The organism is Streptococcus dentapri, from assembly GCF_042649885.1.
GTDB lineage: Bacteria > Bacillota > Bacilli > Lactobacillales > Streptococcaceae > Streptococcus > Streptococcus dentapri.
In genome coordinates this window covers 1-26,681 of sequence record NZ_JBHSAC010000052.1, presented here as the reverse complement: position 1 = coordinate 26,681, position 26,681 = coordinate 1, and the positions used below count along the sequence as shown (strand labels likewise).

Annotated in this window: 21 protein-coding genes and 1 pseudogene; 5 read left to right on the top strand and 17 right to left on the bottom strand. The window is 39.5% G+C overall.

Features of this window, described 5'->3' with window-relative positions; translation table 11 throughout:
* Position 1: 1 nt before the first annotated feature.
* The 5 genes from tgt to malQ form a co-directional block, all read right to left on the bottom strand.
* A complete protein-coding gene (tgt, locus tag ACFOSE_RS06180) occupies positions 2–1,144 on the bottom strand; it encodes a tRNA guanosine(34) transglycosylase Tgt (protein ID WP_380431708.1) in 1,143 nt (380 codons plus the stop codon).
* Positions 1,145–1,376: 232 nt separating this feature from the next.
* A complete protein-coding gene (locus tag ACFOSE_RS06175; protein WP_380431706.1) occupies positions 1,377–3,554 on the bottom strand; it encodes a PTS transporter subunit IIBC in 2,178 nt (725 codons plus the stop codon).
* 14 nt (positions 3,555–3,568) lie between these two features.
* Positions 3,569–4,360, bottom strand: coding sequence for an endonuclease/exonuclease/phosphatase family protein (locus ACFOSE_RS06170; protein ID WP_380431704.1), 792 nt, complete (start codon positions 4,358–4,360; stop codon positions 3,569–3,571).
* A gap of 137 nt (positions 4,361–4,497) precedes the next feature.
* Positions 4,498–6,759 carry a glycogen/starch/alpha-glucan family phosphorylase gene (glgP, locus tag ACFOSE_RS06165; RefSeq protein ID WP_380431702.1) on the bottom strand — a complete coding sequence of 754 codons (2,262 nt, stop codon included), beginning with the start codon at positions 6,757–6,759 and terminating at the stop codon, positions 4,498–4,500.
* A complete protein-coding gene (gene malQ, locus ACFOSE_RS06160) occupies positions 6,756–8,258 on the bottom strand; it encodes a 4-alpha-glucanotransferase (RefSeq protein WP_380431700.1) in 1,503 nt (500 codons plus the stop codon). The genes glgP and malQ overlap by 4 nt, the downstream gene beginning before the upstream one ends.
* Positions 8,259–8,422: 164 nt before the next feature.
* Here malQ and ACFOSE_RS06155 point away from each other — a divergent pair, with 164 nt between their 5' ends.
* Positions 8,423–9,133, top strand: coding sequence for a UTRA domain-containing protein (locus ACFOSE_RS06155; protein ID WP_380431820.1), 711 nt, complete (start codon positions 8,423–8,425; stop codon positions 9,131–9,133).
* A 69-nt stretch (positions 9,134–9,202) separates the two neighbouring features.
* Here the strand turns inward: ACFOSE_RS06155 and ACFOSE_RS06150 are convergent, their stop codons facing one another.
* Positions 9,203–10,495 (bottom strand): adenylosuccinate synthase, encoded by a 1,293-nt coding sequence (locus ACFOSE_RS06150; RefSeq protein WP_380431698.1) that lies wholly within the window; start codon positions 10,493–10,495, stop codon positions 9,203–9,205.
* A 349-nt stretch (positions 10,496–10,844) separates the two neighbouring features.
* On the opposite strand from ACFOSE_RS06150, the gene gshAB reads away from it, so the two are divergent.
* Positions 10,845–13,109, top strand: a complete 2,265-nt coding sequence (gene gshAB, locus ACFOSE_RS06145; protein ID WP_380431696.1) for a bifunctional glutamate--cysteine ligase GshA/glutathione synthetase GshB — start codon at positions 10,845–10,847, stop codon at positions 13,107–13,109.
* Between the two features lie 80 nt (positions 13,110–13,189).
* Here the strand turns inward: gshAB and ACFOSE_RS06140 are convergent, their stop codons facing one another.
* The 8 genes and pseudogenes from ACFOSE_RS06140 to nusG all read right to left on the bottom strand — a co-directional run bounded on the left by ACFOSE_RS06140 (position 13,190) and on the right by nusG (position 20,861).
* A complete protein-coding gene (locus ACFOSE_RS06140) occupies positions 13,190–13,534 on the bottom strand; it encodes a thioredoxin domain-containing protein (RefSeq protein WP_380431694.1) in 345 nt (114 codons plus the stop codon).
* A 316-nt stretch (positions 13,535–13,850) separates the two neighbouring features.
* Positions 13,851–15,203, bottom strand: a complete 1,353-nt coding sequence (gene celB, locus ACFOSE_RS06135; protein WP_380431692.1) for a PTS cellobiose transporter subunit IIC — start codon at positions 15,201–15,203, stop codon at positions 13,851–13,853.
* A 14-nt stretch (positions 15,204–15,217) separates the two neighbouring features.
* Complete coding sequence (locus ACFOSE_RS06130) at positions 15,218–15,736, bottom strand: hypothetical protein (RefSeq protein WP_380431690.1); 519 nt, start codon at positions 15,734–15,736, stop codon at positions 15,218–15,220.
* Positions 15,737–15,750: 14 nt separating this feature from the next.
* A complete protein-coding gene (locus ACFOSE_RS06125; RefSeq protein ID WP_380431688.1) occupies positions 15,751–16,065 on the bottom strand; it encodes a PTS cellobiose transporter subunit IIA in 315 nt (104 codons plus the stop codon).
* A 7-nt stretch (positions 16,066–16,072) separates the two neighbouring features.
* Positions 16,073–18,053 (bottom strand): annotated as a pseudogene (locus ACFOSE_RS06120) (BglG family transcription antiterminator).
* Between the two features lie 42 nt (positions 18,054–18,095).
* Entirely contained in the window at positions 18,096–18,413 is a 318-nt protein-coding gene (locus ACFOSE_RS06115) for a PTS cellobiose transporter subunit IIB (RefSeq protein ID WP_380431686.1), read from the bottom strand.
* A 230-nt stretch (positions 18,414–18,643) separates the two neighbouring features.
* Complete coding sequence (locus ACFOSE_RS06110) at positions 18,644–20,077, bottom strand: 6-phospho-beta-glucosidase (RefSeq protein WP_380431684.1); 1,434 nt, start codon at positions 20,075–20,077, stop codon at positions 18,644–18,646.
* A gap of 244 nt (positions 20,078–20,321) precedes the next feature.
* Positions 20,322–20,861 (bottom strand): transcription termination/antitermination protein NusG, encoded by a 540-nt coding sequence (nusG, locus tag ACFOSE_RS06105; protein WP_380431682.1) that lies wholly within the window; start codon positions 20,859–20,861, stop codon positions 20,322–20,324.
* A 187-nt stretch (positions 20,862–21,048) separates the two neighbouring features.
* Here nusG and ACFOSE_RS06100 point away from each other — a divergent pair, with 187 nt between their 5' ends.
* Entirely contained in the window at positions 21,049–22,041 is a 993-nt protein-coding gene (locus tag ACFOSE_RS06100; RefSeq protein WP_380431680.1) for a hypothetical protein, read from the top strand.
* An 87-nt stretch (positions 22,042–22,128) separates the two neighbouring features.
* Here ACFOSE_RS06100 and secE read toward each other — a convergent pair whose 3' ends face one another.
* From secE to pbp2a, 3 genes are read right to left on the bottom strand one after another with little or no spacing between them, the layout of a single operon-like run.
* On the bottom strand, positions 22,129–22,311 hold the full coding sequence (gene secE / locus ACFOSE_RS06095) for a preprotein translocase subunit SecE (protein ID WP_380431678.1): 183 nt from the start codon (positions 22,309–22,311) through the stop codon (positions 22,129–22,131).
* A gap of 29 nt (positions 22,312–22,340) precedes the next feature.
* The gene (gene rpmG, locus ACFOSE_RS06090) at positions 22,341–22,493 is read right to left on the bottom strand and encodes a 50S ribosomal protein L33 (protein ID WP_380431818.1); all 153 of its coding nucleotides are present in this window, start codon (positions 22,491–22,493) and stop codon (positions 22,341–22,343) included.
* A 56-nt stretch (positions 22,494–22,549) separates the two neighbouring features.
* Entirely contained in the window at positions 22,550–24,775 is a 2,226-nt protein-coding gene (gene pbp2a / locus ACFOSE_RS06085; protein WP_380431816.1) for a penicillin-binding protein PBP2A, read from the bottom strand.
* Between the two features lie 195 nt (positions 24,776–24,970).
* On the opposite strand from pbp2a, the gene ACFOSE_RS06080 reads away from it, so the two are divergent.
* The gene (locus ACFOSE_RS06080) at positions 24,971–25,843 is read left to right on the top strand and encodes an RluA family pseudouridine synthase (RefSeq protein ID WP_380431676.1); all 873 of its coding nucleotides are present in this window, start codon (positions 24,971–24,973) and stop codon (positions 25,841–25,843) included.
* A gap of 125 nt (positions 25,844–25,968) precedes the next feature.
* On the top strand, positions 25,969–26,577 hold the full coding sequence (locus ACFOSE_RS06075) for a DUF975 family protein (protein ID WP_380431674.1): 609 nt from the start codon (positions 25,969–25,971) through the stop codon (positions 26,575–26,577).
* Positions 26,578–26,681 lie beyond the last annotated feature (104 nt).

Here is a 26,681-nt window from a genome sequence, read left to right as displayed (position 1 = left end):
TTTAAAAATTACGATTATTTTTACCATAACCATAGCGTTCAATAAAATCTTGACGAAATTCTAAGAGGTTATCGCCGAGAATAGCCTGACGAACCTTTTTCATCAGATTGATCAAGAAATAAAGATTGTGATAACTTGTTAAGCGAATACCGAAGGTTTCATCGGCCTTAAGCAGATGACGCAGATAAGCACGGCTGTAATTACGGCAAGTGTAACAATCACAGTCGGGATCCAAGGGACCAAAATCTCTAGCAAAGACTGCATTTTTCACAACTAAACGTCCTTGACTAGTCATACAGGTTCCGTTACGAGCAATGCGAGTCGGTAAAACACAGTCAAACATATCAACTCCTCGAATCACTCCATCAATTAAACTATCGGGAGCACCAACCCCCATCAGATATCGAGGCTTATTTTCAGGTAAAAGTGGAGTAGTAAAGTCTAAAACGGCATTCATTTCTGCATGAGTTTCTCCTACTGCTAAGCCTCCGATAGAATAGCCCGGAAAATCCATGCTGACCAAGTCTCGCGCAGATTGACGTCGTAAATCTTCAAAACCTGCTCCTTGTACAATCCCAAAGAGACCCTGATCATGGGGACGACGATGCGCCTTTAAACCACGCTCAGCCCAGCGACTGGTACGCTCAATAGACTTCTTAACATAATCATAGGGCTGATAAAATTGCGGACATTCGTCAAAACTCATCATAATATCTGAGCCCAAATTATTTTGAATTGAGATAGCCTTCTCGGGCGATAAAAACATTTTGGCACCATTCAAATGGTTTTTAAAGGTTACACCTTCTTCTGTAATATTGCGGCTATCCGCCAAAGAATAAACCTGAAAACCACCGCTATCAGTAAGAATCGCTTGGTTCCAATTCATAAATTTATGAAGTCCACCGGCTTCAGCAATCAAGTCATCGCCAGGACGCAGCCACAAATGATAGGTGTTGGCAAGGATGATTCCTGCCCCCATCTCCTTAAGTTCTTCTGGTGATTGTGTCTTAACAGTTGCCTGAGTTCCAACCGGCATAAACATAGGGGTTAGAAAGGTCCCATGAGGCGTAATAATTTCTCCTAAGCGCGCTCCAGTATGCTTTTCCTTTTTAATCAAGCGATACTTGATAGGATAATCTGTCATATTTTTTGCTGTTCCGCTCCTTGATAGTATGAAGTCTAGAATAAAGTTCTTAGCTTCTAATTTAGCTTCATTATTTTAACAAAATAAAAGCGGCTTGTCACCTTGCTCAGTCTGTAATAAATTCCAAGAAAACCTTTCTATAGATAGGTTCTCATTCTTTCCTAACAAATTCTTTGAGAATAATAAAAAGGCTGGATTACCAACCTCTTTATCGCCTTTAATATAAGGCTTTTTAAAGTTCAACTTTGGCAACAGCTGTATTAGCTGTGACTCCACCTGTTCTTGTTAATTCTACAGATTTGATTTCAGCGGTATTAGTGAAGGCCACAACAATTGTAGTTTCACGATTTGCCGATTTAACAGCATCAAGATCTACTACTGCAAGAAGGTCACCTGCTTTAACCTGTTGTCCCTCAGTAACTTTAACTGAGAACGGCGCACCATTAAGGGCAACAGTATCAAGTCCAATATGAACAAGAACTTCAAGACCCCCATCTGTCAAGAGACCAAAAGCGTGTTTAGTAGGGAAAACTGTTGTAACAGTACCTGCTACCGGAGAAAAGACATTACCATTTTCAGGTTCAATAGCAAAACCATCACCCATCATCTTACCAGCAAAGACTTGATCATGTACATCTGTGATTGAAAGAACCTCACCATCAGCAACAGCTTCAACAACTTCAGTGATGCCCTTGTAATTAACAGCGCCTGTGCTTTCTTCTTGAACATCTGAAAAATCAATTTTTGGAATAACAACACCTGAATCAAGCAAGTCTTGAATATCAGATTTTAAGATATCAGCTTTTGGACCGTAAACAGCTTGTACACCTGAGTCTTTAAGTACCAGACCCATAGCCCCAGCTTTTTTCCAGTTATCTTCATTACCGACTTTAGTCATATCTTTGACGGTGACACGAAGACGAGTCATACAAGCATCTACATCTTCGATATTAGATGCACCACCAAGGAGGTTAACGATTTGGACGGTTTGTGAGTTGGCATCAGCTGTTTCTGGATTACCAACAGCATCAATTGTTTCAGCTGCATCCATATCATCGTAATTACCATTACGACCTGGAGTTGCGTAATTGAATTTTTTAATCATGAAGTCAGCGATGAAATACATCACGACTCCTGAAAGAATACTTACAATAATAAAGTTAATCACATCTCCAAGAAGGCCTGCTTGAATAGCCATTGGTGTACGGATAAGTAACTCAATGTTCCCGAACGAATGGAGACGAAGAGGGACAAGGTCAGCAAGAGCAAAGGTAATCCCTTGAACAACAGCATAAACAGCGTAGAGTGGCATTGCAACAAACATGAACATGAACTCAATTGGTTCGGTAACCCCTGTCAAGAAGGTTGCTGCTGCTGTTGAAATAAACATAGCTGAATACTTTTTACGTTTATCAGGGTCAACGTTGCGATACATCGCAAGAGACAGTCCCATAAGCGTACCAGATGAGCCAATCATTTGACCAACTTTAAAGCGAGCTGGTGTTACAGTTGCCAACAAATGTTTATAAGTATCTGGATCACTACTTTTAGTATGGATAAGGTCAGTAATCCAAGCTAACCAGAGAGGATCTTGCCCAGTTACAGTCTTACCATCAACTATAGCATGGTAAGTTCCACCCAGTGAGGTATAGTTGACTGGGACGGTAATCATATGGTGCAATCCGAAAGGTAAGAGCAAGCGTTCCAAGGTACCATAGAGGAATGGCGCCAAGAATGGAGCTGTATCTTTTGAGTTGGCCAACCATTGACCGAAGCCATTTATAGCAGATTGAACCAAAGGCCAGAAGATAGCCAAGACAATACCAACAATAAGAGAACGTAAAATAACAACAAATGGTACGAAACGTTTTCCGTTAAAGAAAGATAGCACATCTGGGAGTTTGCGATAGTTGTAGTATTTGTTATAGGCGGTAGCACCAACAAAACCAGCAATGATACCAACAAAAACACCCATGTTAAGAGCTGGTTGTCCCAGAACATTGATAAAGTAGTTAGCCACGGGAACAGTTCCTCCAAAAACTGTATGAACCGTTGCATCACTCTTATCACCTAACATTTCAATAGTAACACCATAAAAATTACCCGTGATTAAGTTGATAAGAATAAAGGCAATACCAGCCGCAAAAGCACCACCAGCACGTTCCTTGGCCCAACTACCACCGATAGCTAATGCAAATAAGAGGTGCAGGTTATTCAAGAATCCCCAACCGAGTTGGGCAATCAGATTGGAAACCTGTGCCAACAAAGTGTTGTTAGGATCAATCAAGGCAAGTGAGTTACCGATGCTAATCATGAGTCCTGCGGCAGGCATGACAGCGATAACCACCATAAGACTTTTACCGAATTTTTGCCAAAATTCGAAGCTAGCTAAGCTTTTAATGTTTTTCATTTAAGCTACTCCTTTTAAATATTTATGGTAACCTCAAGACCAAAATGATCTGAGACGACCTGTTTATAACGATTATTAAAGATGACTCTACTGGCTGAAACCGACCGCTCTTGGTTGAGGAAGACATAATCTAAACGTTTCCCTTCTAGCTGATCTGCCCAGCCATCAATAGCTTTAGAGGCGGTGATACCATCATCCTTCTCTTGAGCCAACTGATAGGTATCCAGCAGCCCCTGATCCAAAATCACTTGGTAGGCCTGCGGACTACCAATAGCGTCGGTATTAAAATCACCTAAAAAAATCTTGAGACCGGAAAAGTCCGAATGTTGAACCAGTCGTTGGAGGTTATCCTGCTGGTTTTCAATCCGACTGCTGGGTAGATTCATGTGGCAGCTGTAAATTTCTAAGACTTGATTATCAACTTCTAGCTGAAGTTTGATAATCTTGCGTGAGTCAATGGTGTGCATATCCTGACTCTTAGAGGTGTAAAAATTTTCAACTTCCAGAACCTTATCCCTAGTTAGAAGAGCGACACCTTCTTCATAAACATCATAACCAATATGAGAAGGCGACCAATAATAATGATAATCGGTGATCCCTTTTTCTTTAAGAAGGTCGAGTAAAACTATTCCGTAATTATCTGATCTCACCTCTCCCATGACCTTTGGAGCTGAGATGCTCTGGTTAACCTCTTGGAGCGCGATAACATCGTAATCTTTTTCTGCGATAACATCCGCTAGATACCGAATTTTCGCCTCTTGATCTTCCTCTAACCAAGCATGAACATTTAAGGTTAATAGATTCATCTGAGCATCCTTTCTCCTAAATCATAGTTCAATTATAATGTAAACGTTTTCTTATGTCAATATGTTTTCCGTAATTATTTTTATTTCTTGACTTTTTTTCTGTAATTTATCCCGATCAACCTTTGATTACTAAGGACCTAATGACTGTGCCAGATATCTTCATTGTACTGAGCGATAGTCCGATCTGATGAGAAGAAGCCAGCCCTGGCAATATTTTTAATCACCTTGCGATTCCAAGTCTTTTGGTCTTGATAATCAGCTAACATCTTTTCCTTAACGGCAATATAGTCTTTGAGGTCAATCAAGGTCATGAACCAATCCTTATTGACTAACTCTTGATGAAGACGTTTTAATCGTTTGCTATCGCCAATAGCTAACAAGTCTTGACTGACAATAAAGTCCACAGCTTCTTTAATAACCTCGTCGCCCTCATAATAGTCTTTAGCAACATAAGCCTGATTAGTGTAGAGATCAATGATGGTGTCAGAATCTTGACCGAAAGTATAAATATTATCCTTGCCAGCCAGTTCAGCAATCTCTACATTAGCACCATCCATAGTCCCAAGGGTAAGGGCACCATTGAGCATGAACTTCATATTACCAGTTCCTGAAGCTTCTTTAGAAGCCAAGGAAATTTGTTCAGAAATATCTGTTGCTGGAATCAGATGTTCAGCAACTGTTACATTATAGTTTTCAACCAAGTAAACATTGAGATATGGGCTAACCTCAGGATCATTATTGATTAGTTCAGATAAGCTAAGAATTAAGTGAATAATGTCCTGCGCTATAATGTAAGCTGGAGCTGCCTTACCACCGAAAATAACTGTAATCTTACGTTTCGGCAGGTGTCCCCGCTTAATTTCCAAATACTTATGGATAACGTAGAGAGCATTCATTTGCTGGCGTTTGTATTCGTGGAAACGCTTAATCTGGGTGTCAATGATGGAGTTTTCATCCAGATCAATGCCCTTATTTTCTTTAAGATAGCGCTTGAGAGCCAATTTATTTTGGAATTTAATCTCTGCTAAACGCTTCTGTACTGTCTCATCGTCCGCAAAAGCCAACAGCTTTTCTAATTTAGTGGCATCGCTCAGGTAATCGTCTCCAATCAATTCTTTGATATAGGAAGCTAAATCTTGATTAGCAAATTCCAGCCAACGGCGGAAGGTAATCCCATTGGTCTTGTTGTTGAATTTGTCAGGATAGAGATCATAAAAAGGCTTTAATTCACTAGATTTCAAAATCTCTGTGTGTAAGGCCGCAACACCATTGACACTTGTTGAGAAGTGAATATCCATATTAGCCATATGGACACGCTTTTGATCATCGATAATTTGAACAGCCGGGTCACTAACTTTAGATCGAATCAAGGCATCAAGTTTTTCAATGATTATTACTAATTGAGGAACAACTTCATTGAGGTAGTCCAAAGGCCATTTTTCCAAAGCTTCAGCCAGAATAGTATGATTGGTATAGCCTACCATCTTAGAGACGATGGTAACAGCCTCATCAAAATCAATACTATGTTTTTCTGTCAAAAGACGAATCAATTCCGGAATAACCATTGAAGGGTGAGTATCATTGATTTGAATATAGGCATAGTCAGCTAGATCATGCAGGTTAGAACCACGTTCCAAGGCCTCATCAATTAGAAGCTGAGCAGCATTTGACACCATGAAATATTGTTGATAGATCCGCAAAAGTTCCCCGTTGCGGTCAGAGTCATCTGGGTAAAGGAAGAGAGTCAAATTTTTAGTAATTTCTGTCTTATCAAAGGCAATACCATCATGGATTAGTCCATAATCCAAGCCATCAATATCAAAGAGATTAAGATAATTCTTAGTGTCCTTATGGTAGCCCAAAACAGCGATACGATCCAGACGGGATTTCAGAGTGAAATCGCGAAAAGGTACTTCATAACTAATATCCGTTGGCAGCAACCAAGAATCATCTTCAATCCAGTAATTTGCTTCTGCTTCTTGTTGATGATTGCGAAAGACCTGTTTGAAGAGACCGCAGTGATAGTTTAAACCAACTCCTTCACCATTGATACCTAGTGTAGACATGGAATCAATGAAGCAAGAAGCTAGCCGTCCCAGACCACCATTCCCCAAAGAAGGCTCAAGCTCAGCATCCTCAATTTGTGCGATAGACTTTCCAGCTGCCGCTAATTCATCCTTGACTTCTTGATAAATGCCGAGGTTGATTAGATTGTTGGAGAGCAGTTTCCCGATGAGGAATTCTGCTGAGATATAGTAAACCTTGCGTTTAGCAGTATTTTTAGGCAGTTGACTAGAGCGCTCCTTAACATAATCCATCAGCCCTAAATAAATATCTTTATCACTGAGATCTGCTAATTTAGCTCCTTTACTTTCTTCAATAAATTGTGTAACTGTCATAATGTTCTCCCCCTATGGTAACGTTCTGTAATCTCTTTTAAAAATTCCTTGCGATCTCTGGTTAATTGATCAGTTGTCATCCGCCATTTCCAGTTGTTGCCAACAGTATTAGGCGTATTCATTCGAGTGTTGGCCGGTAGGTCCAAAATGTCCTGCATCGTAGCAATCACAACATCGCTGACACTGGCATATAAGGTGCGAAGCAAGGCTTGAGTGACCGGTTCTCCGGCCGAACGATGAGTGTAAGCATCAGTATAGATGCGCGCTTGCTCAGATAGATTTTCATACCATCCTCGGACTACCTCATTGTCATGCGTTCCTGTATAAGCGATGGAATTGCTTGTATAAAAATGCGGCAAATCAAGGTTGTTCTCATCTGGCCCTTGCAGGCCAAATTCCAAAATCTTCATACCCGGAAAAGCCGTATCTGCCAAAAGTTTTTCAGCTTTTTCATCAATATAGCCGAGGTTTTCTGCAATGATTGGCAGCTCTCCCAACTCATTTTTAATAGCACGAAAGAGATCGTAACCTGGACCAGGCTGCCAGTTGCCATATCTGGCTGTGTTTTGGCTGGCATCAACTTGCCAGAAATCCGAGAAGCCTTTAAAATGGTCAATACGAATTAGATCGTAGAGTTTAAGACTTTCTTTAATGCGATAGATCCACCAAGCGTAGCCACTGGTCTTATGCGCCGGCCAATCGTAGATAGGGTTACCCCAGTACTGACCTTCATCACTAAACTCATCAGCAGGAACACCCGCAACATAAAGTGGTTTACGATTGCTATCTGTTTTAAAGAGCTCAGGCATGGTCCACATTTCAACACTATCGGCAGAAACATAGATGGGCATATCACCAATAATTTGAATCCCCGCTTTATTCGCATAGCTCTTAAGGGCTTGCCATTGCTGAAAGAAAAAGAACTGGGTTACCTTGTGATAATCTATAATCTCTGCTAAGTTCTGACGAAGCTTAGTCAGTGTACTCTCATCGCGCAAAATAGCCTTGCTGTCATCCCAATTTTGTAGTGCCTTTTGATCAAAGTGCTCTTTGATGGCCATGAACTCCGCATAATCTTGAAGCCAAGACTTATTTTCTGCTTCAAAAGCAGCCAAATTAGCAAGCGCATTTGCATTTGCTAAAAAGGTTCTAGCTGCTTTTTCTAAAAGGGGTCTACGCACCCTGAAGAGAAGCCCGTAGTCCACTTCCTCCGGATAATCTCCAAAATTAATACCTTGCAGATCCGATTCTTTTAACCAACCATCCGCGATTAAAAAATCTAAATCAATGAGATTAGTGTTCCCTGCTATCGCTGAAAAAGATTGGTAAGGGGAGTCTCCATAACTAGTTGTTGTCAACGGTAAAATCTGCCAGTAGGTCTGTTTGGTCTCCACCAAAAAATCAACAAAGTCATAAGCTGACCGGCCGAAAGAGCCGATTCCCCGTTTGCCAGCCAATGATGTAATATGCATTAGGACGCCACTTTTTCGTTTTGCCATATCTCTAATCCTTTCTGAACTTTTGCTATTTTATTATAGTGAAAGCGATTGCTTTTGTCAATAGTTTTACGTAATTCTTTTGATTATTAATTTCTGGATACGTATTCTGCTGTTTTTTAAAAGAATTTATGGTAAAATTAAACTATCTTATCAAAGGAATTAATATTATGAGTAAGTACAAATTAGTCTATGAGGACATCAAAAAACAGATTGAAGAGGGGAGTCTACAGCCCAATCAGGAATTACCAACTGAGAATGAGCTGATGGAAGTCTATGGTTTTTCCAAAGATACTATCCGCAAGGCGCTTTCACTCCTAGAATTAGACGGCTACATTCAAAAGATGCGTGGCCGCAATTCAATTGTCATGGAACACGGTCGGACTAAAAATAATTATCTCTCTGAAATCAAGACCTCAGATGAACTCAACCGCGATGACAGCCTTGATATTCAAACACAATTAGATAACCTCTATATTATCCAAGGTGAAAAAGAAATCATGGATATCTTTAAGGTAGATGACAGCGTGGATTTTTATCGTGTTGGCCGCAGTCGTATCATTGGTGGAGAGCGTATCGAATTTGAACTCTCCTACTTTGATCGGCGCGTGGTACCTTATCTGAACAAGACGATTGCCGAGAGCTCTATTTACCAATATTTAGAAAATCAGTTAGGCTTGCGCATTACCCATTCAAGACGTGAAATTTCCTTTCGCTATGCTAACAAGGAAGAACTTAAAAATATGGATTTAGGGGATTACAAGATGGTGGCTGTCGTTACCAGTATGACTTATTTATCCAACGGCCAGCTTTTTCAATACGGAACAATCAGCTACCGTCCAGATAAATTCACCTTTGTCACTATGGCAAAAAGATAAAACTATAAGGAAAGAAGTCATCATAAATTATGCTGACTTCTTTCCTTATTTATTATAATAATCCATTTTTTAAATATTCGCCCAAACACTTTCGAGAATATTAGTTTGATCGCGATCTGGACCAACAGAGAAGGTTGAAATCCGAACACCAACCAATTCACCAACGCGGCGAACATAGTTACGGGCATTTTCAGGAAGTTCATCCAGACTGCGACAATCAGTGATATCTTCTGACCAGCCAGGTAATTCTTCATAAATGGGTTGACAACGTTTGAGTTGCTCTAAACTTGCTGGATAGTGATCAATCCGCTGACCATCTAGATTATAGGCCACACAAATTTTAACCCTATCAAGTCCAGAAAGGACATCAATAGAATTGAGACTGAGATTGGTAATTCCTGAGACACGGCGACTGTGACGCATAACCACTGAGTCAAACCAACCAACACGGCGCGGACGACCTGTTGTCGTCCCATATTCATGACCAATTTCACGGATGCGATCGCCAACCTGATCAAAGAGTTCAGTAGGGAAGGGGCCATCACCAACACGGCTCGTGTAAGCCTTGCAGACGCCGACAACCTTATTAATCTTACTTGGTCCAACACCAGAGCCAATAGTGACACCACCAGCTACGGGGTTGGATGAGGTTACAAAAGGATAGGTGCCTTGATCAATATCAAGCATAACACCCTGAGCACCTTCAAAAAGCACACGCTTGCCCTTGTCTAAAGCATCATTAAGAATAACGGATGTGTCTGTCACGTATCTTTTAATTAGTTGCCCGTAGTCATAATATTCTTGGAAGATGTCTTCAAAGGCAATTTCTTCGCATTCATACATCTTATTAAAGAGGCGATTCTTATCAGCTAAATTAGTTTTCAAACGCTCTTCAAAGATATCCTTATCCAAAAGATCCGCAATACGAATACCAACACGCGCAGCCTTGTCCATATAAGCTGGACCGATGCCCTTGTTGGTTGTTCCAATCTTATTGTCTCCCTTAGCAGCTTCCTGCAGCTGATCCAATTTAATATGGTAAGGCAAAATCACATGAGCACGGTCTGAGATGCGCAAATTATCTGTATTGATTCCTTTTTTATGCAGATAGTCCAACTCTTCAACTAAAGATTTGGGATTGATTACAACACCATTACCGATGACAGAGAGCTTATCTGAGAAAAAGATACCAGATGGAATCAAATGTAGTTTAAATTTTTTACCATCAATCACGATAGTATGACCAGCATTATCACCACCTTGATAACGAGCGACTACCTCAGCATCCTGACTCAAAAAATCAGTAATCTTTCCTTTACCTTCGTCACCCCATTGGGTCCCTACAACTACTACTGATGTCATATATTCATACTTTGGAGAACCCTAATATAGGGATCTCTTACCTTTCTAGAAATAAGACGCAGGAATCTCACCTGTCGGTTTTCTACAACACCTTATTATAAGAAATTTCTGATTATTTTTCAAGAAAACCAAGATAAAATGAACAAAAGATGAAGGGATGACTAAATATTCTATTTTTTACAAGCAAAAACCGAACTTTGCTGCCTTTAATCAAAAAAGTGATAGTTCGGGTATCGCGAAAATTCTTATCAAAATATAGCGGAAGTTTGTTTTTACGGGGGATTCAGTGTATAGTGGGCTATTATTCAGATTATCGCCATCAATTAATATCCATAAGGAGAACACTCTTATGAATCTTGATAACCTTTTACAAGGCAGTCCCAGCAATTTACCAATCTTAGAAGGAACTTTTGGGATAGAGCATGAAAGTTTGCGCATCGACCGAAAATCGCAAAAATTATCACATAGGGAGCATCCTCCGGTCTTGGGAGCGAGAAGCTTTCACCCCTATATTCAGACCGATTATAGTGAGCCTCAGTTAGAGCTAATCACACCAATCGCTCATTCCACCCAAGAAGCTAGGCGTTTTTTAAAGGCAATCACCGATGTTGCCGGACGTTCCCTGTCTAAAGAAGACTATCTCTGGCCTCTGTCCATGCCTCCGCGAGTCAGTGAGGCAGAAATTGTTATCGCCCAGCTAGATGATGAGTTTGAACGCCACTATCGTCAACACCTAGCTCAGACCTATGGCAAGCGACTTCAGTCCATGTCGGGGATTCACTATAATTTTGGGCTGGGTAAAGACCTTTTGTCCCAACTTTTTGAACAAAGCGATTATGAAGATTTCCTCGAATTCAAGAATGATCTCTACTTGAAACTAGCTCAAAATTTCATCAAGTATCGTTGGCTTTTAACCTATCTTTATGGAGCGAGCCCAATCGCTGAAAAAGGCTTCTTTGATGAAGATTTCCAACGCCCTATGCGCTCCATTCGCAATAGCCAGTATGGCTATGTCAACAAGGATCAGGTCAAAATCTCTTACAGCAGTCTCCAACAGTATACTGCCGATATTGAATCCTGTGTCGCCGATGGCTCTTTGATTGCAGAAAAAGAATTTTACTCTCCTGTTCGCCTACGCGGTGCTAAATACAGCCGAGATTTTCTGAAGCAAGGCATTACCTATCTGGAATTTCGTTGTTTTGACCTCAATCCTTTTGAACCGCTCGGAATCAGTCAAGAGACTCTTGATACTATTCATCTCTTAGCCTTAGCCCTGCTCTGGCTACCAGCCCCTTTGGAGGTTGACCAAGAGCTGGAACTAGCCCATCAAATGAATGAAAAGATTGCCATAGCTAATCCGTTAGAACCTCTACCTGAGATGACCAACACTCGACTAATCATCGAGGCTCTACGTGCATTAATTGAACATTTTCATCTAAAAACCTACTACCGTGATTTGGTTGATAGAATCGAAGATCAGCTTGCTGACCCTTATTTAACAATCGGTGGTCGTCTCTATAAGAATATTGATAACCTGTCTTTAGAAAAATTTGGCCAAAAACAAGGGCAAACATTCAGCGACCTAGCCTGGCAAGCTCCTTATGCTCTCAAAGGCTTTGAAACGATGGAACTATCCACCCAGCTCATCATGTTCGATGTTATCCAAAAGGGAATCAACCTAGAAATTCTCGATGAAAATGATCAATTCTTAAAACTTTCTGTAGGTCAACATATTGAATATGTTAAGAATGGGAACATGACAGCCAAAGATAGTTTTATTGTGCCACTAGCCATGGAAAATAAAACGGTCACCAAGAAACTCCTCAGCCAAAATGGATTCCCTGTCCCCGATGGTGCCAAGTTTGATTATCCTGATACTGCCCTAGAGGCTTACGCGCGCTTTCGTGACAAGCCTATTGTCATCAAACCCAAGAGCACGAATTTCGGTTTAGGAATTTCTATTTTTAGGTATGGTGCTAGTCCAAGCGATTACCAAAGAGCTGTCGAGCTAGCCTTCGCCGAGGACAAAAGCATTCTTGTTGAGGAATATATAGCTGGGACTGAATACCGCTTTTTCGTTCTCGATGGTCAAACCCAAGCTGTCCTCCTGCGACGGGCAGCCAATGTCGTCGGGGATGGGAAATCAACTATCGTTGAACTTGTAGAGGAGAAGAACAGTAGCCCTCTAAGAGGTATCGATCATCGCTCACCTCTCGAAAAAATTCAACTTGGAGAAATCGAAAAGTTGATGCTAGAACAGCAAGGGTACAATATCCATAGTATTCCCGATAAGGATGTGCGGATCAACTTGCGGGAGAATTCCAATATTTCTACCGGTGGTGATTCTATTGATATGACCGAGCAAATGCATCCAAGCTACTTGACCCTAGCTAGTCAAATGACCCAAGCCATTGGGGCCTGGGTCTGTGGGGTTGATTTAATTATCCCCGACTACCGATTAGCTTATTCTCCAGAGCGGCCCAATGCTACTTGCATTGAACTGAATTTCAATCCACTCATGTACATGCACACCTATTGCTCAGAAGGGCCAGGACAAGTTGTTTCAACCAGAGTTGTTGAAAAACTATTCCCAGAGGTAAATAAAGCATTTTAAATTAAATATTTCAAAACTAAAAACTCTTTCCAGACAGCAATCAGCTACTGAGAAGAGTTTTTTTAAACTAATTATGATTTTTAAGCGATGAAATCTTTAATATCATCTTCAGAGAGTGACGAATCACAGACCACTTTAACAGCACCATTTTCTGCAACTAAAAGACCTGGTACAGTAGCTACACCGTAGCGATTGCGAAGATCTTGAATTGCTTCAATTTGTGTCGCATCATCACTGAGTAAAAAAACAACTTTCGCTCCTGTTTCTGCAACAACCTTATCCAGTTTTGGAGCAAAGCGCTGACAGAAAGGACAGGTTGGACGACCGATAAAGAGAATAACTTTTTCCTTGGAATCAATACGCTTGCGTGCTTCTACTGCAGAAATCGTTTCAAACCGACTGATAACTTCTTCAAAATTTAACATAAGATAACCCCATTTATATAAATTACTCTTATCATAGACCAAAAATTATCAGATTGCAACTTTTTGGTATGACACTCAATGTAGTCCAGATTTAAAAAGACTGGGACAAAAGTCCTGCCTTTTTTGTTTTAGCTTTACCAGATTAAGGTATTGGTTGATCGGCAGTTCTTATCCCTTGCCAAGCTAGTGATAAAGGCCAAACTAACCAACTGTACAGAAAAAAAGACGACAAAATTGAAATTGCGATTTTATCACGATTTACTAATTTCTCTCCTACTCTCTTTTGGGTAGATATTTGCTAGACAATGATAAGTCATCAAGCACCTTGTTCCTCTTTGAGGAGTTTATTATCATAAGATTTGATAAATGGATAGTAAACTAGGAAGGCGGCAATAGCACAGATAAGAGCTAAAATAATAGCTCTCCAATCACCCGTCCCTGTGAAAGCACCGATACCAACAGGTGTGGGCCAAGCAACTTGAGCAAAAACAGCCTTGATCAGATCAAGCTTCATGGCAAAATAATAAATTGTCGCCGACGTCATTGGAGCTAAAATGAATGGGATGATAAGCGACGGGTTATAAATGATAGGAATACCAAAGATGAGGGGCTCATTGATATTAAAGATACCGGGTACAATGGAGGCTTTTCCGATAGCACTCAACTGTTCAGATTTAGCACGAGTGGCTAACCAAATACAAAGACCTAGCGTAGCACCAGAACCACCAGCGATGACAAACATATTAGACCATTCACCAGCTACAATGTAATGAGCTCCCTTGGCATTGGCCGCCATATTAGCTAGAGCAATTGGATTAACAAAGGGAGCAAAGATTGTATTGGCACCATGAATACCAACACTCCACAGAATCTGTGTCAAAAGATAGATGATCATAATACCTATCCAAGTATCTGTCAAACCTCTAACAAAACCAAACGGAGCCGCAATAACTTGGAAAATATCTGTTCCTAGTACAACGAAAACACCATTGATAAACAGTACGACAAAGGCAATGACAAAGCCGGGTACCAAAGCTGTGAATCCGCGAGAGACTCCCTCGGGAACAGCTTCTGGCATTTTAATAACCCAATGACGTTTTACACACATCCGATAAAGCAAAACTGCTACAATAGCCATGATGATTGCGGTAAAAATACCTGTGGTACCAAAACGTGTTATGGCACCATCAGCAATTGCCCAACCATCTGATACAACTGCACCCTTTTTTAGATTGAGAATAGCCGACATAGAACCATCCTTAAAAATGATTTGTGGCACGGTCATTAAAAAGGCAAAGAGGGATAACATGGCTCCATTTAAAGGATTGAGGTTCAAATCTTCCTCATCAGCATAAATTTTGGTCAACTCATAACCCATGGTTAAGACAAAATAAAGTGATAGCGAACCCATGGTAACGTAATAAGCTAACATATAGAGACTGGAAAATTTGAAGAATGTGGCTTCGTAAAAATCTCCAATTGCAGGCCAAAAATCAAAGGACTGTGGTAAAACATTAAATACTAAAAACATTGAACCGACAATTGTGAAGGGAACCGAAGCAACTCCTGCAGCTGTAATCGCACGTACAACTTTATACTGTGCCACTATACTCATAGGACCCATTAAATATTTATCGAAGAATCCGAAGAGTCCTTTTTGTTCATCCATAATTTTTTCCTCCTTTAAATATATTTTTCAATATGATTATGGAAACGATGATAGAACTTGTCTTCATTCTTGTTAATCTGCTTAATACGCTTAAGGTTGTACCAACAGATAAGCAAACCAAAGAATTGCAGCAGGGCACAAATCACATGAGCCGATAAACTATCTGAAAAGAAAGGGAAGGCAGCCGATAACTGCTGGGGCAAAATGTCTACAACTAACAAACAAATCTGTACAAAAACTTGAATTTTTAAAGCCTGTCTGGTCCGCGTCAGATGAATTTCCTTAGCTCCGTACAATTTAAACTGCTCAGCGCAAGCCCCAATAATTACAATCAACAAGATTACTGGCAAAATAAGGTAGACATTGGGACGATAAAGGAAAGGCAATAACCAATAGAGATTGATAAAGAAAAATAAGGCCAAGCTATATCTAAAGAGTAGATAACGCGAAAATAAATTATTCTTCAGGATCATCTCCTTTTTCAACTGCTGGTTTACTGTTTTTCTTGGTTTTTTATCTAAGTGTTGAGACATTTTTCCACCCCTTTCTAACCGATTTTTTTATACAATTCCAACATTTCAAGTGCAACTTCTCTCAAAGTCATGGTTGTCATCAAGTGATCCTGAGCATGCACCATGATAATTTCAATCTTAATCTCTGTACCGCCAGCATATTTTTGTAAGAGATCTGTTTGAGCTTGGTGGGCCTTTAACATCTCTTCATTAGCTTCTTCAAGCTGCTTCTCAGCCAAATCATAATTCCCTGCACGCATAGTATCAAATGATTCATGCACAATAGTTCTAGCATTACCACTATTTAAAATAATTTCAAATGCTGCAACCTGTAATTCTTCTGTATTCATTAACCTTCTACCTTTCTTCTAGCTTTAAAAATAATGCTTTAAACTGCTCAAACGACTGACATTTCAATATTTCTTCTTGGATATCCAAACGATTCACCAACTCAACAATGCAGGAAGCTAATTCAGGCAGACCCTCATTTTCATAAATAGACATGGAAGTTAAAAAGACTAACTTAATGGCCGGAAATTCTCGATTCCAATACAAACCATCCTTAATAATAGCCACCGCTATATGATGTCTATCACCTACCGCTTTGAGAGGGTGGGGAACTGCAATAGTCTCGCTGAAAACAACTGAGCTCATAGCTTCTCTTTGCCCAATAAGCTGGGATATACGTCGTTCAAATTCCGAATCCTCACCGTCAGAAACACTGATTATCAACTGCTTAATAACGTCCTCTTTATTCGTTTCAGATAAGAAAAAGAAGGAACGCTCAGAGAAATAATCATCAAAATATCCTTCAACTGCTTCTCTTGTTTTTTGAGGAGAGGGAGTATGTTGATTTGACTGACTTAAAGAAGCAATCTCTCTTTTAAGGGTTTTTAATTCATCCTCACTGAGAAAAACTGAAACAGTAAAGACCGGGATCGAGAAAATTAGATTAGAGAGATCAATGGAGGAGATGATAAAGTCAATATCTTTCAATTTATCATCACTAATATCATAATAACCAATCACATCAGTGATATGAACCAAGCCACCTAACTCATTTTCAATACGACTTTTTAGCATCTGCGCACTACCATAACCAGTAGCACAGATGACAAGAATATTATATTTATTCTGGCTCCTTATAGCGTTCTTGGGCAGCCATAAAATGTAGAGCAATGTAGGCAATTTCATCCTGCGATAGAGAAAAGCGTTTAAAGGTCGGCAACTGGGACATGACCCTTTCAGCCAAAAAATACATATCCCTGTAATTGACAAGAATGTCATTTGTCATTGGATTTTCAAGGACAATTCCATTTTCCAGTCGGATTAAAAGCGTCGATAAATGTGTGACAACTCCTTCAATCAGCTGAAAATCATTTTCAAATTCAGGTACATATTGTGTGATGCTTTGAATCAACTCTGAGCGAATATCTGTAAGCAGACCATCCGACACATAGGTTATACCTCCGCGTCCTTTGGAAATCAAGTGTAGGGTGATATAATCCATTTCCTCATCTGGAAAATGAATACCTGTAACCGCAGAAACACGCTCCAATATTTTTCTAGCAACTTCATGCTCAGCCAAGCTGCCCAAATCAACCTTCTCTTCTATCTTATTGATATGAAAACCTTCAGTAATCCGCCGAATAGCCAGAGCGATATGGACGACTAGATTTTGAATAACAAAATCGGACAGCTTTAAATGTCCCTCACGGTATTCATCCAGAACAATAATAGTCAATTCTTCAAAAGAGATTTTTTGATTTAAGAGTTCATTGTCAATATAAGTCTGCATAGTGGTGATAAAACCCGAATGGATAAAATAATCCATGATAAAACGTCTTTTATCACATTCAGAACCAGTTACAAAGACACCTTTGTTAGGCTTGCTTTCAATTTTAAGATGATAAGAAGCAAAACGTTGTCTGATTTTTTTAAAATCGCTCGACAAAGTAGAACGACTGACAAAAAGCTCATCGGCAAGATCGTCAAAATAAATTTTATCTTGTTCAAATAAAAGTTTATTTAATAAATAACTGTAACGATCATTGATATCATTAGTTGGCTGATGATTCAGTTGATAGTCGTTGATGTGGCTCTCTTCCAAAAATTGCAAATAAGCCTTTTTATTGTGAATCTCAAGCTTATATCCCTGCCCTTGTTTGGAGATGATTTCAAGACCGGAATAAGCCGCTAATTTTTCAGACAAAGATTTACAGTAAGTTCTGATTGTTCTATCCGAACAATTTAAAAGTCTAGCCAACTCCTTGCCGGTAATAAAATCTTCTTCCTTGATCAAAAGTTGGATGATCTGTGTTTCCCTTTTATTCAGCACCTCACAACCTCCAGTTTGATAGCGCTAGGATATGATTGTTTTCTAAATATTTTCTTTTACTAAGTTAGCCATTTTTTCAATTCCCATTGGAATTGGAACATAAGCTTGCGGTGGAATTTGCACAATGGGTTTATTCTTCTTAGCAGCAGCATCTGCCAACTGTTTGAAGTTCATCTTCGTTTGCGGACTGACCAGATAGAGATCATACTTATCTGCATCAATACGTTTTTGTCCTTCAGGAACACCAACTGCATCCATTTCAATATCTTCACCTTGTTCCTGAAGCAAAGTCATGGTCTTCTTAGCAATCATCGATGATGACATCCCACCTGCACAGATAATTAAAGCTTGCTTTGACATAAAAGTTCCTCCTCATATTTGGTATTTCTATTATACTTGTAAGCGCTTATATTTACCATTGTCTTTTTTTCCGCAACGATACGGAAAATTAATCAAATACGGAAAAATGTTGCCAGATACTAAAAACGGCTAAAAGTTACAATAAGAAAGACTCAGTTTTATTTTAAAACAAAAACCGAGTCGTCATGATAAATTTTTATATCTACAAAATAAGTGAGCCCAATTGACTATTATATTATTTCTGCGTTTGAAGCAATTACTTGCTTATACCAATCAAATGAAAGCTTCGGTGAACGTTTATAATTCCCCTGACCCTCATCATCTTTATCAACGTAAATAAAACCGTAACGTTTCCGCATTTCACCTGTCCCTGCTGAAACAAGATCAATACAACCCCAAGGAGTGTACCCCATCAAATCAACGCCGTCCTCATCGACAGCTTTAATCATTTCTTTGATATGGCTGCCAAGATAGTCAATTCGATAGGTGTCATGAACCATACCATCCGCTTCCACCTGATCAATGGCTCCAAAACCATTTTCCACAATAAAGAGTGGCAGATGGTACATATCGGTAAACCAATTTAGCGAATATCGCAGACCCTCAGGATCAATTTGCCAATCCCAATCAGAAGCTTTGACATAAGGATTTTTCACTAAATCTTCCGTTTCAAGATAATCGTAATGCGGATTGTTCGGGCGGTGTGAATCAATGGCAAAGGACATGTAGTAACTAAATCCGATATAGTCAACAGTCCCTTGTTGCAAAGCTTCTGCATCCTCTCGAGTGAAATCAATCTGAATTCCTTTACGTTGCCAGTATTTTAAAATGTGATTTGGATAAAAGCCATGCACATGGACATCGGCAAAATAATAACGTTTTTGCATGGCCTTCTGAGCCATCAGGATATCGGCAGGTTTACAGGTCGCCGGATAAATCGGGCACATAGCAATCATACAACCAATTTGAAAATCTGGATTGATAGCAAGACCTATTTTTACAGCTCGCGCAGAAGCCACCAACTCATAATGGGCAGCTTGATACATAATGGCTTCGCGATCATCGCCTTCTTTGTAAACAATACCTGAATTAGTAAAAGGTGCAAAGTCCTCTTGATAATTAGCTTGATTATTAATTTCATTGAAGGTCATCCAGTACCTGACCTTACTCTTATAACGTTTAAAACAGGTTTCTGCAAAATGAACAAAAAAATCAATGGTTCTGCGGTTAGTAAAGCCACCATACTCAGTAACGAGATGATAGGGTAACTCGAAGTGCGACAGGGTAACAACTGGTTCGATACCATATTTCAGACATTCATCAAACAAATTATCATAGAATTGCAGACCTGCTTCATTAGGTTCTGTTTCATCACCATTCGGAAAAATGCGAGTCCAAGCAATAGATGTCCGAAAACACTTGAAGCCCATTTCTGCAAAAAGCTTAATGTCTTCTTTATAGTGGTGATAGAAATCTATAGCCTCATGGTTAGGATAATATTTATCAGCCAACACACCTTCTGTGATTTCACGCGGTACGCCGTGACGAGCTGCTGTCATAACATCAGCAACACTGATTCCTTTACCGCCTTCCTGCCAACCACCTTCCAGTTGATGGGCAGCAACAGCGCCACCCCAAAGAAAATTTTCAGGTAATCTGGACATAATCATTTTCCTCCACATCTATTTGATTCATTTTAACAATTTTATTATAACAAGGTGTTAGAAAAAGAAAATGGAGATATTTTCCTAATATTTTAGGAAAATATCTCCATCTTTATTGTTTTTAAATCTTTTTCAGCGCAATCAAATTCTTGAGACTAATACAGCTGCTAAGCCTAATAACAGTTTATTGACCCAAACCAACTGGGAGCTACTTACGAGGCAATAAACTTTCTAGCTCAAGTGCTTATAATTCAGCGATTTGATAGAGTTCAACTTCGGCTGCGGTTTCCGAACCAAACATATTGATCATGATTTTAACCTTGTTATTTTCAATCTCGACGACACGTCCTTCTTGTCCCATAAAGGCTCCGTCAATAATTTGAACAACATCACCAACCTTGATATTGGTATCGAAAACTTCAACCGTTTGTCCCATAGAAACAAGGATGGAACGGATTTCTTCTTCCAAAAGTGGTGTTGGTTTAGAACGATTCCCGTGTGAGCCAACAAATCCTGTAACATTAGGTGTATTACGAACAACGAACCAAGCGTCATCAGTCATGACCATTTCAACCAGAACATAACCTGGGAAACGATTCTCTTCTACCTCTTTAACCTTACCGTTTTTCTCAATATTGACGGTTTGGGTAGGGATTTCAACACGCAGAATATTATCCATCATATTGTAGGTCTGAGCCCTTTGTAGAAGATTTTCCTTAACCTTATTTTCATAACCTGAATACGTTTGTAGAACAAACCAACCCTTATCAAATGAATCTAACATAATGATTTCCTTTCATAATAAAAAAGCCTCTGCTGGCTTTGATTTGATAACATTATAGCACAATTATCCGGACCACAAAACTATTTTTCCGCGAATTCTCAAAAAATAGTGCGGAAAGCAAGCAAAAATGATATACTATTGCTATCAAACTCTTTAGGAGAGTATTTTGTTTTAAGGAGATCTTTTTATGAATGAAAAAGAATGGGCTGAGTTTTTTGAATTAACTCAAGGAAGAAAGCCCGAAACGATCGATTATTTAGAAGCTGAGTTAGCAGGGGAATTTATTCCCGATAAGAAAGAAGCAGAGACTACCACTGCTTCTCCTCAGCAAGTTGATCAAGTACAAACTACGCCACCAGCTGTTCAAGCTGATGGCAGTATTGGGAGCTCTGTACCGAATCAAGCAGCTGTTGCAGCACCTAAACCTAAGAAATTTGCTAACTTCTTCAAAGCTAAAAAGGAGGGGGAAAAAGGTTGGCCACTCTGGCTCAATATCGGTATCGCCGCCTTCATTGCTCTAATCCTTTTGATCTTTGGGATTTCAGGATATTATGCTCAAAAGAATTTACTAGCTAAAGATATTAAGGGAGATTGGCAGTTAACAAAATCTGCCTACTATGATGATGGTAATTGGGAAACTTTCTCTAAAAATGGAGAAGTGGTCGATAGTAAATACAAATCTGATTATGAAGATGTGACTCTCTATACCTATTTGACTAGTAAGAACGGAAATCTTGTCTCCTATAACCACACAGATTTGAGTGATTATGATTTCTATTTTGCTTCAACAGCCCACCCTTCATTGACTTTAAACATTAATAAAGATGAACAAACTATCAAAGCAAGAATTGATGATGATGACTACAAGGAATACTATCCTGTAAACTACGATGAACATACTGATTTTGATGATTTAGAGGCTCGTTATTTTGTTGAAGATCATAAATTAACGATTGTCTATTATGATGATAATGAACCCTATTATATGGAAACCTACAAGTCTCTATCTAGCTCCAATGCGCGAAAAGAGAAAAGGGATGCCAAAAATAATTATATGAGTTTCAAAGAGTTTCAAAAAGAGCTTAAAAAATCTTATTATAGCTATTATGGTTATGATTATGATGACGATGATTCTAGCGATAGTAAGGATTCTGGAAATAAAGATTTCCAAGCAGGTTAGTAGAATAAAAGGCGAGGGAAAATCCTCAGCCTTTTATTTTATTAAAAAAAGAGAGTAGGATTACTATCCCATTCTCCTTTCATATTCTTAAAAATGCACATGGGTCAATAAATAATTAATACCCATACGTAGTAGGTAATCAAAGATATAAATGATTACCGTAAAGAAGGCCGTATATTCCAAAATAGAGATAAAGTCTACCCAACGTTGCTTGGGAGTTGGCCAATTCGTATGTTCTAAAATTTGAAAAATACCAGCAATAAATTTCACGATCTTTCTCCCTCTAACTGCTAAAACTTTTAGCGTGTTTCCTTATGTTGTGTGTACTTTTTACAGCGCTTGCAATATTTATTAACTTCTAAACGTGTTAGTCTGGGATTGCTGCTAACCTTGATAGAGTAATTGCGCGATCCACATTCCGAACAAGCTAAGCTTGCTTTTTTCTGAGCCATTTCTGCCTCCGTTTCAATCTCCTTTATTGTAGCACGATTTAAAGTATCTGGCAAGTTTATTGGAACCAGCCCTTGACCGTATCCCAAGCATCCTTGGCCTTATCAACAATACCAGAATCTTCAACAGCTCTGTTAACCTTGTCTGAAGCATCATCAGCAGCATCTTTAATTTTATCAACAATACCTTTTGACTCATCTGAAGTTCCATTACTGTCTTGGCTGTTCGCATCATAAGTCAGGCCCTCACCATCAGATAGATAGGCATTTTCTTGAGTAAATTCTGTTCCTTTAGTATAAGGAAGAATATAACTTGCCACCTGACTAAAGACATTATCTGAAGCCCCGTAATCATCAACAATATAATGGTTTTCATCGGTATGTTCAAATCCCATCCACTGGGCAATAACGACATCTGGTGTATAACCAATAATCCATTCATCACCAACCAAGTCTTCATTGAAATTGGTCTCGGTTGTTCCGGTCTTACCAGCCATAGTATAACCGTAGGCATTAGCACTGACAGCGGTCCCATTGGAGAAGGTCCCCAACATCATACTTGTCATCTTATCGCTGACCGACTTGCTGATGACTCGCGATGAAGACTTCTTATATTCGATAACGGGTTTGCCAGAAGCCGTTTCAATCTTAGTGATGAAGTGTGCTTCATTCATAACACCATCATTAGCAAAGGTAGAGTATGCCTGAGCCATTTCCAAAGGATTAGTGGTGACACTGCCTCCTAGAGCAACACCCAGATTCTTAGGAACCTTGTCCATGTTAAGACCAAATTTCTTACCGTAGTCAAAGGCAGTTCCAACACCCATCTCATTGAGTAGATAGACGGCAGGAATATTATAAGAATTGGCCAAAGCTTGGTACATCGGAATGGTTTTTGTTTCAATTCCTCCGTAGTTGGAAGGCGAATAACCATTGTAGTCCTTGACCGTATTTGGTAAATCTTCATCAATATCGTAACCTTGCGCCAGAGCAGGTGAGTAAACAACTAGTGGCTTAATAGTTGAACCAGGACTGCGTGATGACTGAGTCGCATAATTATAGCTACGGAAGGTCGGATCATTAGTGCTTTCCAAACGACCAACTAGACTCCGAACGCCTCCCGTTGAAGGATCAACTGCAACACTAGCTGATTGGGCATTGCTCCCATCATAAGGCGATGCCGGAAAGAGTGATGGTGCCGAATAGACCGTCTGCATACCTGTTTGATAATCGGTATCTAATTCCGTATAAATTTTATAGCCATTATTGAGAATGTCTTTTTCAGATATACCATATTTATTGATAGCCTCATTGACAACTGCATCAAAGTAGGACGGATAATTATAGTCTTTGTGACTATCAACATAGGTATCACTGAGACGACTACTAATGTCTACAGACTTGAAAGAAGCTGCGTCCGATGCCTTAAGATAATTGGCATTGACCATATTCTCAAGAACCGTATTACGACGATTGGTGGCATTTTTTGCGGAATAAAGCGGGTTATAAATTTCAGGTCCTTTAAGCATACCAGCTAGAGTCGCTGCTTCATCTACGGTCAGATTAGCCGCGCTGGTCCCAAAATATTTCTGACTAGCGTCTTCCACTCCCCAAACACCATTTCCAAAATAAGAGTTATTGAGATACATAGTCAAAATTTGTTTCTTGGAATATTTTTTATCCAATTCTACCGCCAAGAAAAATTCCTTGGCTTTACGGGTGATTGTCTGTTCCTGACTGAGATAGGCATTTTTAGCCAATTGCTGGGTAATGGTTGACCCTCCACCAAATTTACCAGCAGTGAGAATGGCTAGAATAAAACGCTGGTAATTAATCCCATGATTTTTATAGAAACTACGATCCTCAGTAGCGATAACAGCATTCTCTAAGTCATCGGAAATGGCATCGAGCTCAACATAAGTCCCTTTGCTGCCAATCAAGCTACCGGCTTCCTTGCCATTTTTATCGTAAATGACTGTAGAAGATTTCAAAGCGTCCTGCAGGTCAGAGACATTGGTCGTCTTAGCCAAATAAAAGAGATAGGCTGCTGTAAACAGCACAAAGATACTGACTCCCAGAGCCAAAATTTTATTGATCTGATAACGCCGCCAAAAACGACGAATCCAAGACTGCTTATCTGGTATCAAGACCTTTACCCAAGCTAATTTAGGATATTTATCAATCAGTCTATCCAAACGGCTTTTATGTTTTTGGCTATGTGTGCCACTGCGATGATAAGGACTCTCATGAACCGGCACCGATTCCAATCGCTGCGTCATGCTCATATCATCAGTCACTTGAGAATCTTGAGATCTAGTATTTTTAGTGCTTCTAGATCTCTTTGGCTTTTGATTATTGAACAGTCCAGATTTCAGTTTACGAAACTGAGCTTTCATAATTTCTAAAAATTTCATAATCCTATTATAGCAAGATTCCTTTAAATTCTTAAGAAGAAAACATTTTTGTGATAAAATGAGGTTATGAAATTTCAAATAATACTGCCCAATACTTTTCCCAAAACGACAGTTAAGTCCCTCTTAGAAGATTACTGGCTAGTCCCCAGAAAGATTCGACATTTTTTACGTAGCAAAAAACATCTAAAAGTCAATGGCAGGAAAATCAACTGGCAAAGCTTGGTTCAAGCTGGTGATCATATTGAACTAGTCTTTGACCAAGACGACTATCCTAAGAAGTCTATTGTCATGGGAGATGCTAGTTTAGTGGCCTGCCTCTATGAGGACCAGCACTTGATAATAGTCAACAAGCCCGAAGGCATGAAAACTCATGCTAATGAACCTCAAGAAATTGCCCTGCTCAATCACGTCTCAGCCTATGTCGGTAAAGTCTGTTATGTTGTCCATCGATTGGATAAGGAGACCAGTGGCTTAATCCTATTTGCCAAGAACCCATTCGTTCTACCCATTCTCAATCGTCTTTTGGAAGATAGACAAATCTCGCGTCAGTATTGGGCTCTAGTGCAGGGAAAAATCAAGCAAGATAGCTTGATTTACAGAGATAAAATTGGACGGGATCGCCACGATCGCAGAAAACGCCTTGTTAATCAGAGCAGGGGCCAGACAGCTATTACCCACATTAGTAAGTCAAAAGAATTTAACGAGGCGACACTAGTTAACTGCCAGTTAGAAACAGGACGGACTCATCAAATTCGGGTGCACCTATCCCATCATGGACATCCTATTATCGGTGACCCTCTTTATAATAAAAATCAAAGGGCAAGACGATTGATGCTGCACGCCCATCAAATCAGTTTGACACACCCCTTCACCTCTGAAAAAATTACAATTCAAGCAGATTCTCAGAGTTTCCAACAAGAACTGACATTATTTAACTAAGGTCCGATCAAGTTAAAGTATCTTATAAAAAACTCTCTTCAGTCCCTTGACCACTAGCTAAAATTATTATATAATCGCTTGGTATCTATACGATAACACAATAATATATGTTAGGAGATTTTATCATGACTCGTGCTGAGTTAAAAACACGTGCTAAACAAAAATTATCTGGTAACTGGGGCTGGGCTGTTGGATTAATAGCTGTTTTCTATGTCTTCGGTATATTGCTTTCTTTTTTCACTTTTATCACTTCTGGTGTTGTAACCGGCATCCTTGCTGCCAATCTATATTTTGCATTTCTCCACTTGGTTGATGGTCGCAAAGACGATAACATTTTCAATGCCTTGTTCGCTGGTTTTAGAGAAAACAGAGCTGGTTCATTTGTGTTGACTTGGCTCCTGCAAACAATCTTTATCTTCTTGTGGAACCTACTGTTAGTTGTTCCTGGTATCATTAAATTTTATTCTTACTCAATGTCTTATTACATTGTCGATGATTTAAAACGTCAGGGCAAAGAACTAGGAGCAAGCGAAGCGATTACAAGATCTCGTCGTTTAATGGACGGCCATAAATTTGAGCTTTTTGTCCTTGACTTGAGCTTTTTGGGTTGGGCTATTTTATGTATCTTTACATTAGGAATTGGCTATCTATGGTTAGCTCCTTACGTTCAAGCTACCAGAGCTGAATTTTACCGCTCTTTGGTTGCACAAAATCCAGCTGCTCTAGCTGACTAAGATTCTGATCACACATAAAAAAACGGTGTTCTCAAATGGCACTGCACCCACATAATGGGACAGAAGAAAAACACATTTATGCGGCCAGTTTTCTGTACTCTACA

What these genes read in the sequence shown, in the direction of transcription:
- ACFOSE_RS06110 (WP_380431684.1), bottom strand. Translation starts at nt 20,077, where the DNA reads ATGTCCAGATTACCTGAAAATTTTCTTTGGGGTGGCGCTGTTGCTGCC.
- ACFOSE_RS06075 (WP_380431674.1), top strand. Translation starts at nt 25,969, where the DNA reads ATGACTCGTGCTGAGTTAAAAACACGTGCTAAACAAAAATTATCTGGT.
- ACFOSE_RS06140 (WP_380431694.1), bottom strand. Translation starts at nt 13,534, where the DNA reads ATGTTAAATTTTGAAGAAGTTATCAGTCGGTTTGAAACGATTTCTGCA.
- rpmG (WP_380431818.1), bottom strand. Translation starts at nt 22,493, where the DNA reads ATGGCTCAGAAAAAAGCAAGCTTAGCTTGTTCGGAATGTGGATCGCGC.
- pbp2a (WP_380431816.1), bottom strand. Translation starts at nt 24,775, where the DNA reads ATGAGCATGACGCAGCGATTGGAATCGGTGCCGGTTCATGAGAGTCCT.
- ACFOSE_RS06150 (WP_380431698.1), bottom strand. Translation starts at nt 10,495, where the DNA reads ATGACATCAGTAGTAGTTGTAGGGACCCAATGGGGTGACGAAGGTAAA.
- nusG (WP_380431682.1), bottom strand. Translation starts at nt 20,861, where the DNA reads ATGTTAGATTCATTTGATAAGGGTTGGTTTGTTCTACAAACGTATTCA.
- celB (WP_380431692.1), bottom strand. Translation starts at nt 15,203, where the DNA reads ATGGATGAACAAAAAGGACTCTTCGGATTCTTCGATAAATATTTAATG.
- ACFOSE_RS06125 (WP_380431688.1), bottom strand. Translation starts at nt 16,065, where the DNA reads ATGAATACAGAAGAATTACAGGTTGCAGCATTTGAAATTATTTTAAAT.
- tgt (WP_380431708.1), bottom strand. Translation starts at nt 1,144, where the DNA reads ATGACAGATTATCCTATCAAGTATCGCTTGATTAAAAAGGAAAAGCAT.
- ACFOSE_RS06115 (WP_380431686.1), bottom strand. Translation starts at nt 18,413, where the DNA reads ATGTCAAAGCAAGCTTTAATTATCTGTGCAGGTGGGATGTCATCATCG.
- ACFOSE_RS06130 (WP_380431690.1), bottom strand. Translation starts at nt 15,736, where the DNA reads ATGTCTCAACACTTAGATAAAAAACCAAGAAAAACAGTAAACCAGCAG.
- ACFOSE_RS06170 (WP_380431704.1), bottom strand. Translation starts at nt 4,360, where the DNA reads ATGAATCTATTAACCTTAAATGTTCATGCTTGGTTAGAGGAAGATCAA.
- malQ (WP_380431700.1), bottom strand. Translation starts at nt 8,258, where the DNA reads ATGGCAAAACGAAAAAGTGGCGTCCTAATGCATATTACATCATTGGCT.
- ACFOSE_RS06100 (WP_380431680.1), top strand. Translation starts at nt 21,049, where the DNA reads ATGAATGAAAAAGAATGGGCTGAGTTTTTTGAATTAACTCAAGGAAGA.
- gshAB (WP_380431696.1), top strand. Translation starts at nt 10,845, where the DNA reads ATGAATCTTGATAACCTTTTACAAGGCAGTCCCAGCAATTTACCAATC.
- glgP (WP_380431702.1), bottom strand. Translation starts at nt 6,759, where the DNA reads ATGACAGTTACACAATTTATTGAAGAAAGTAAAGGAGCTAAATTAGCA.
- ACFOSE_RS06175 (WP_380431706.1), bottom strand. Translation starts at nt 3,554, where the DNA reads ATGAAAAACATTAAAAGCTTAGCTAGCTTCGAATTTTGGCAAAAATTC.
- ACFOSE_RS06080 (WP_380431676.1), top strand. Translation starts at nt 24,971, where the DNA reads ATGAAATTTCAAATAATACTGCCCAATACTTTTCCCAAAACGACAGTT.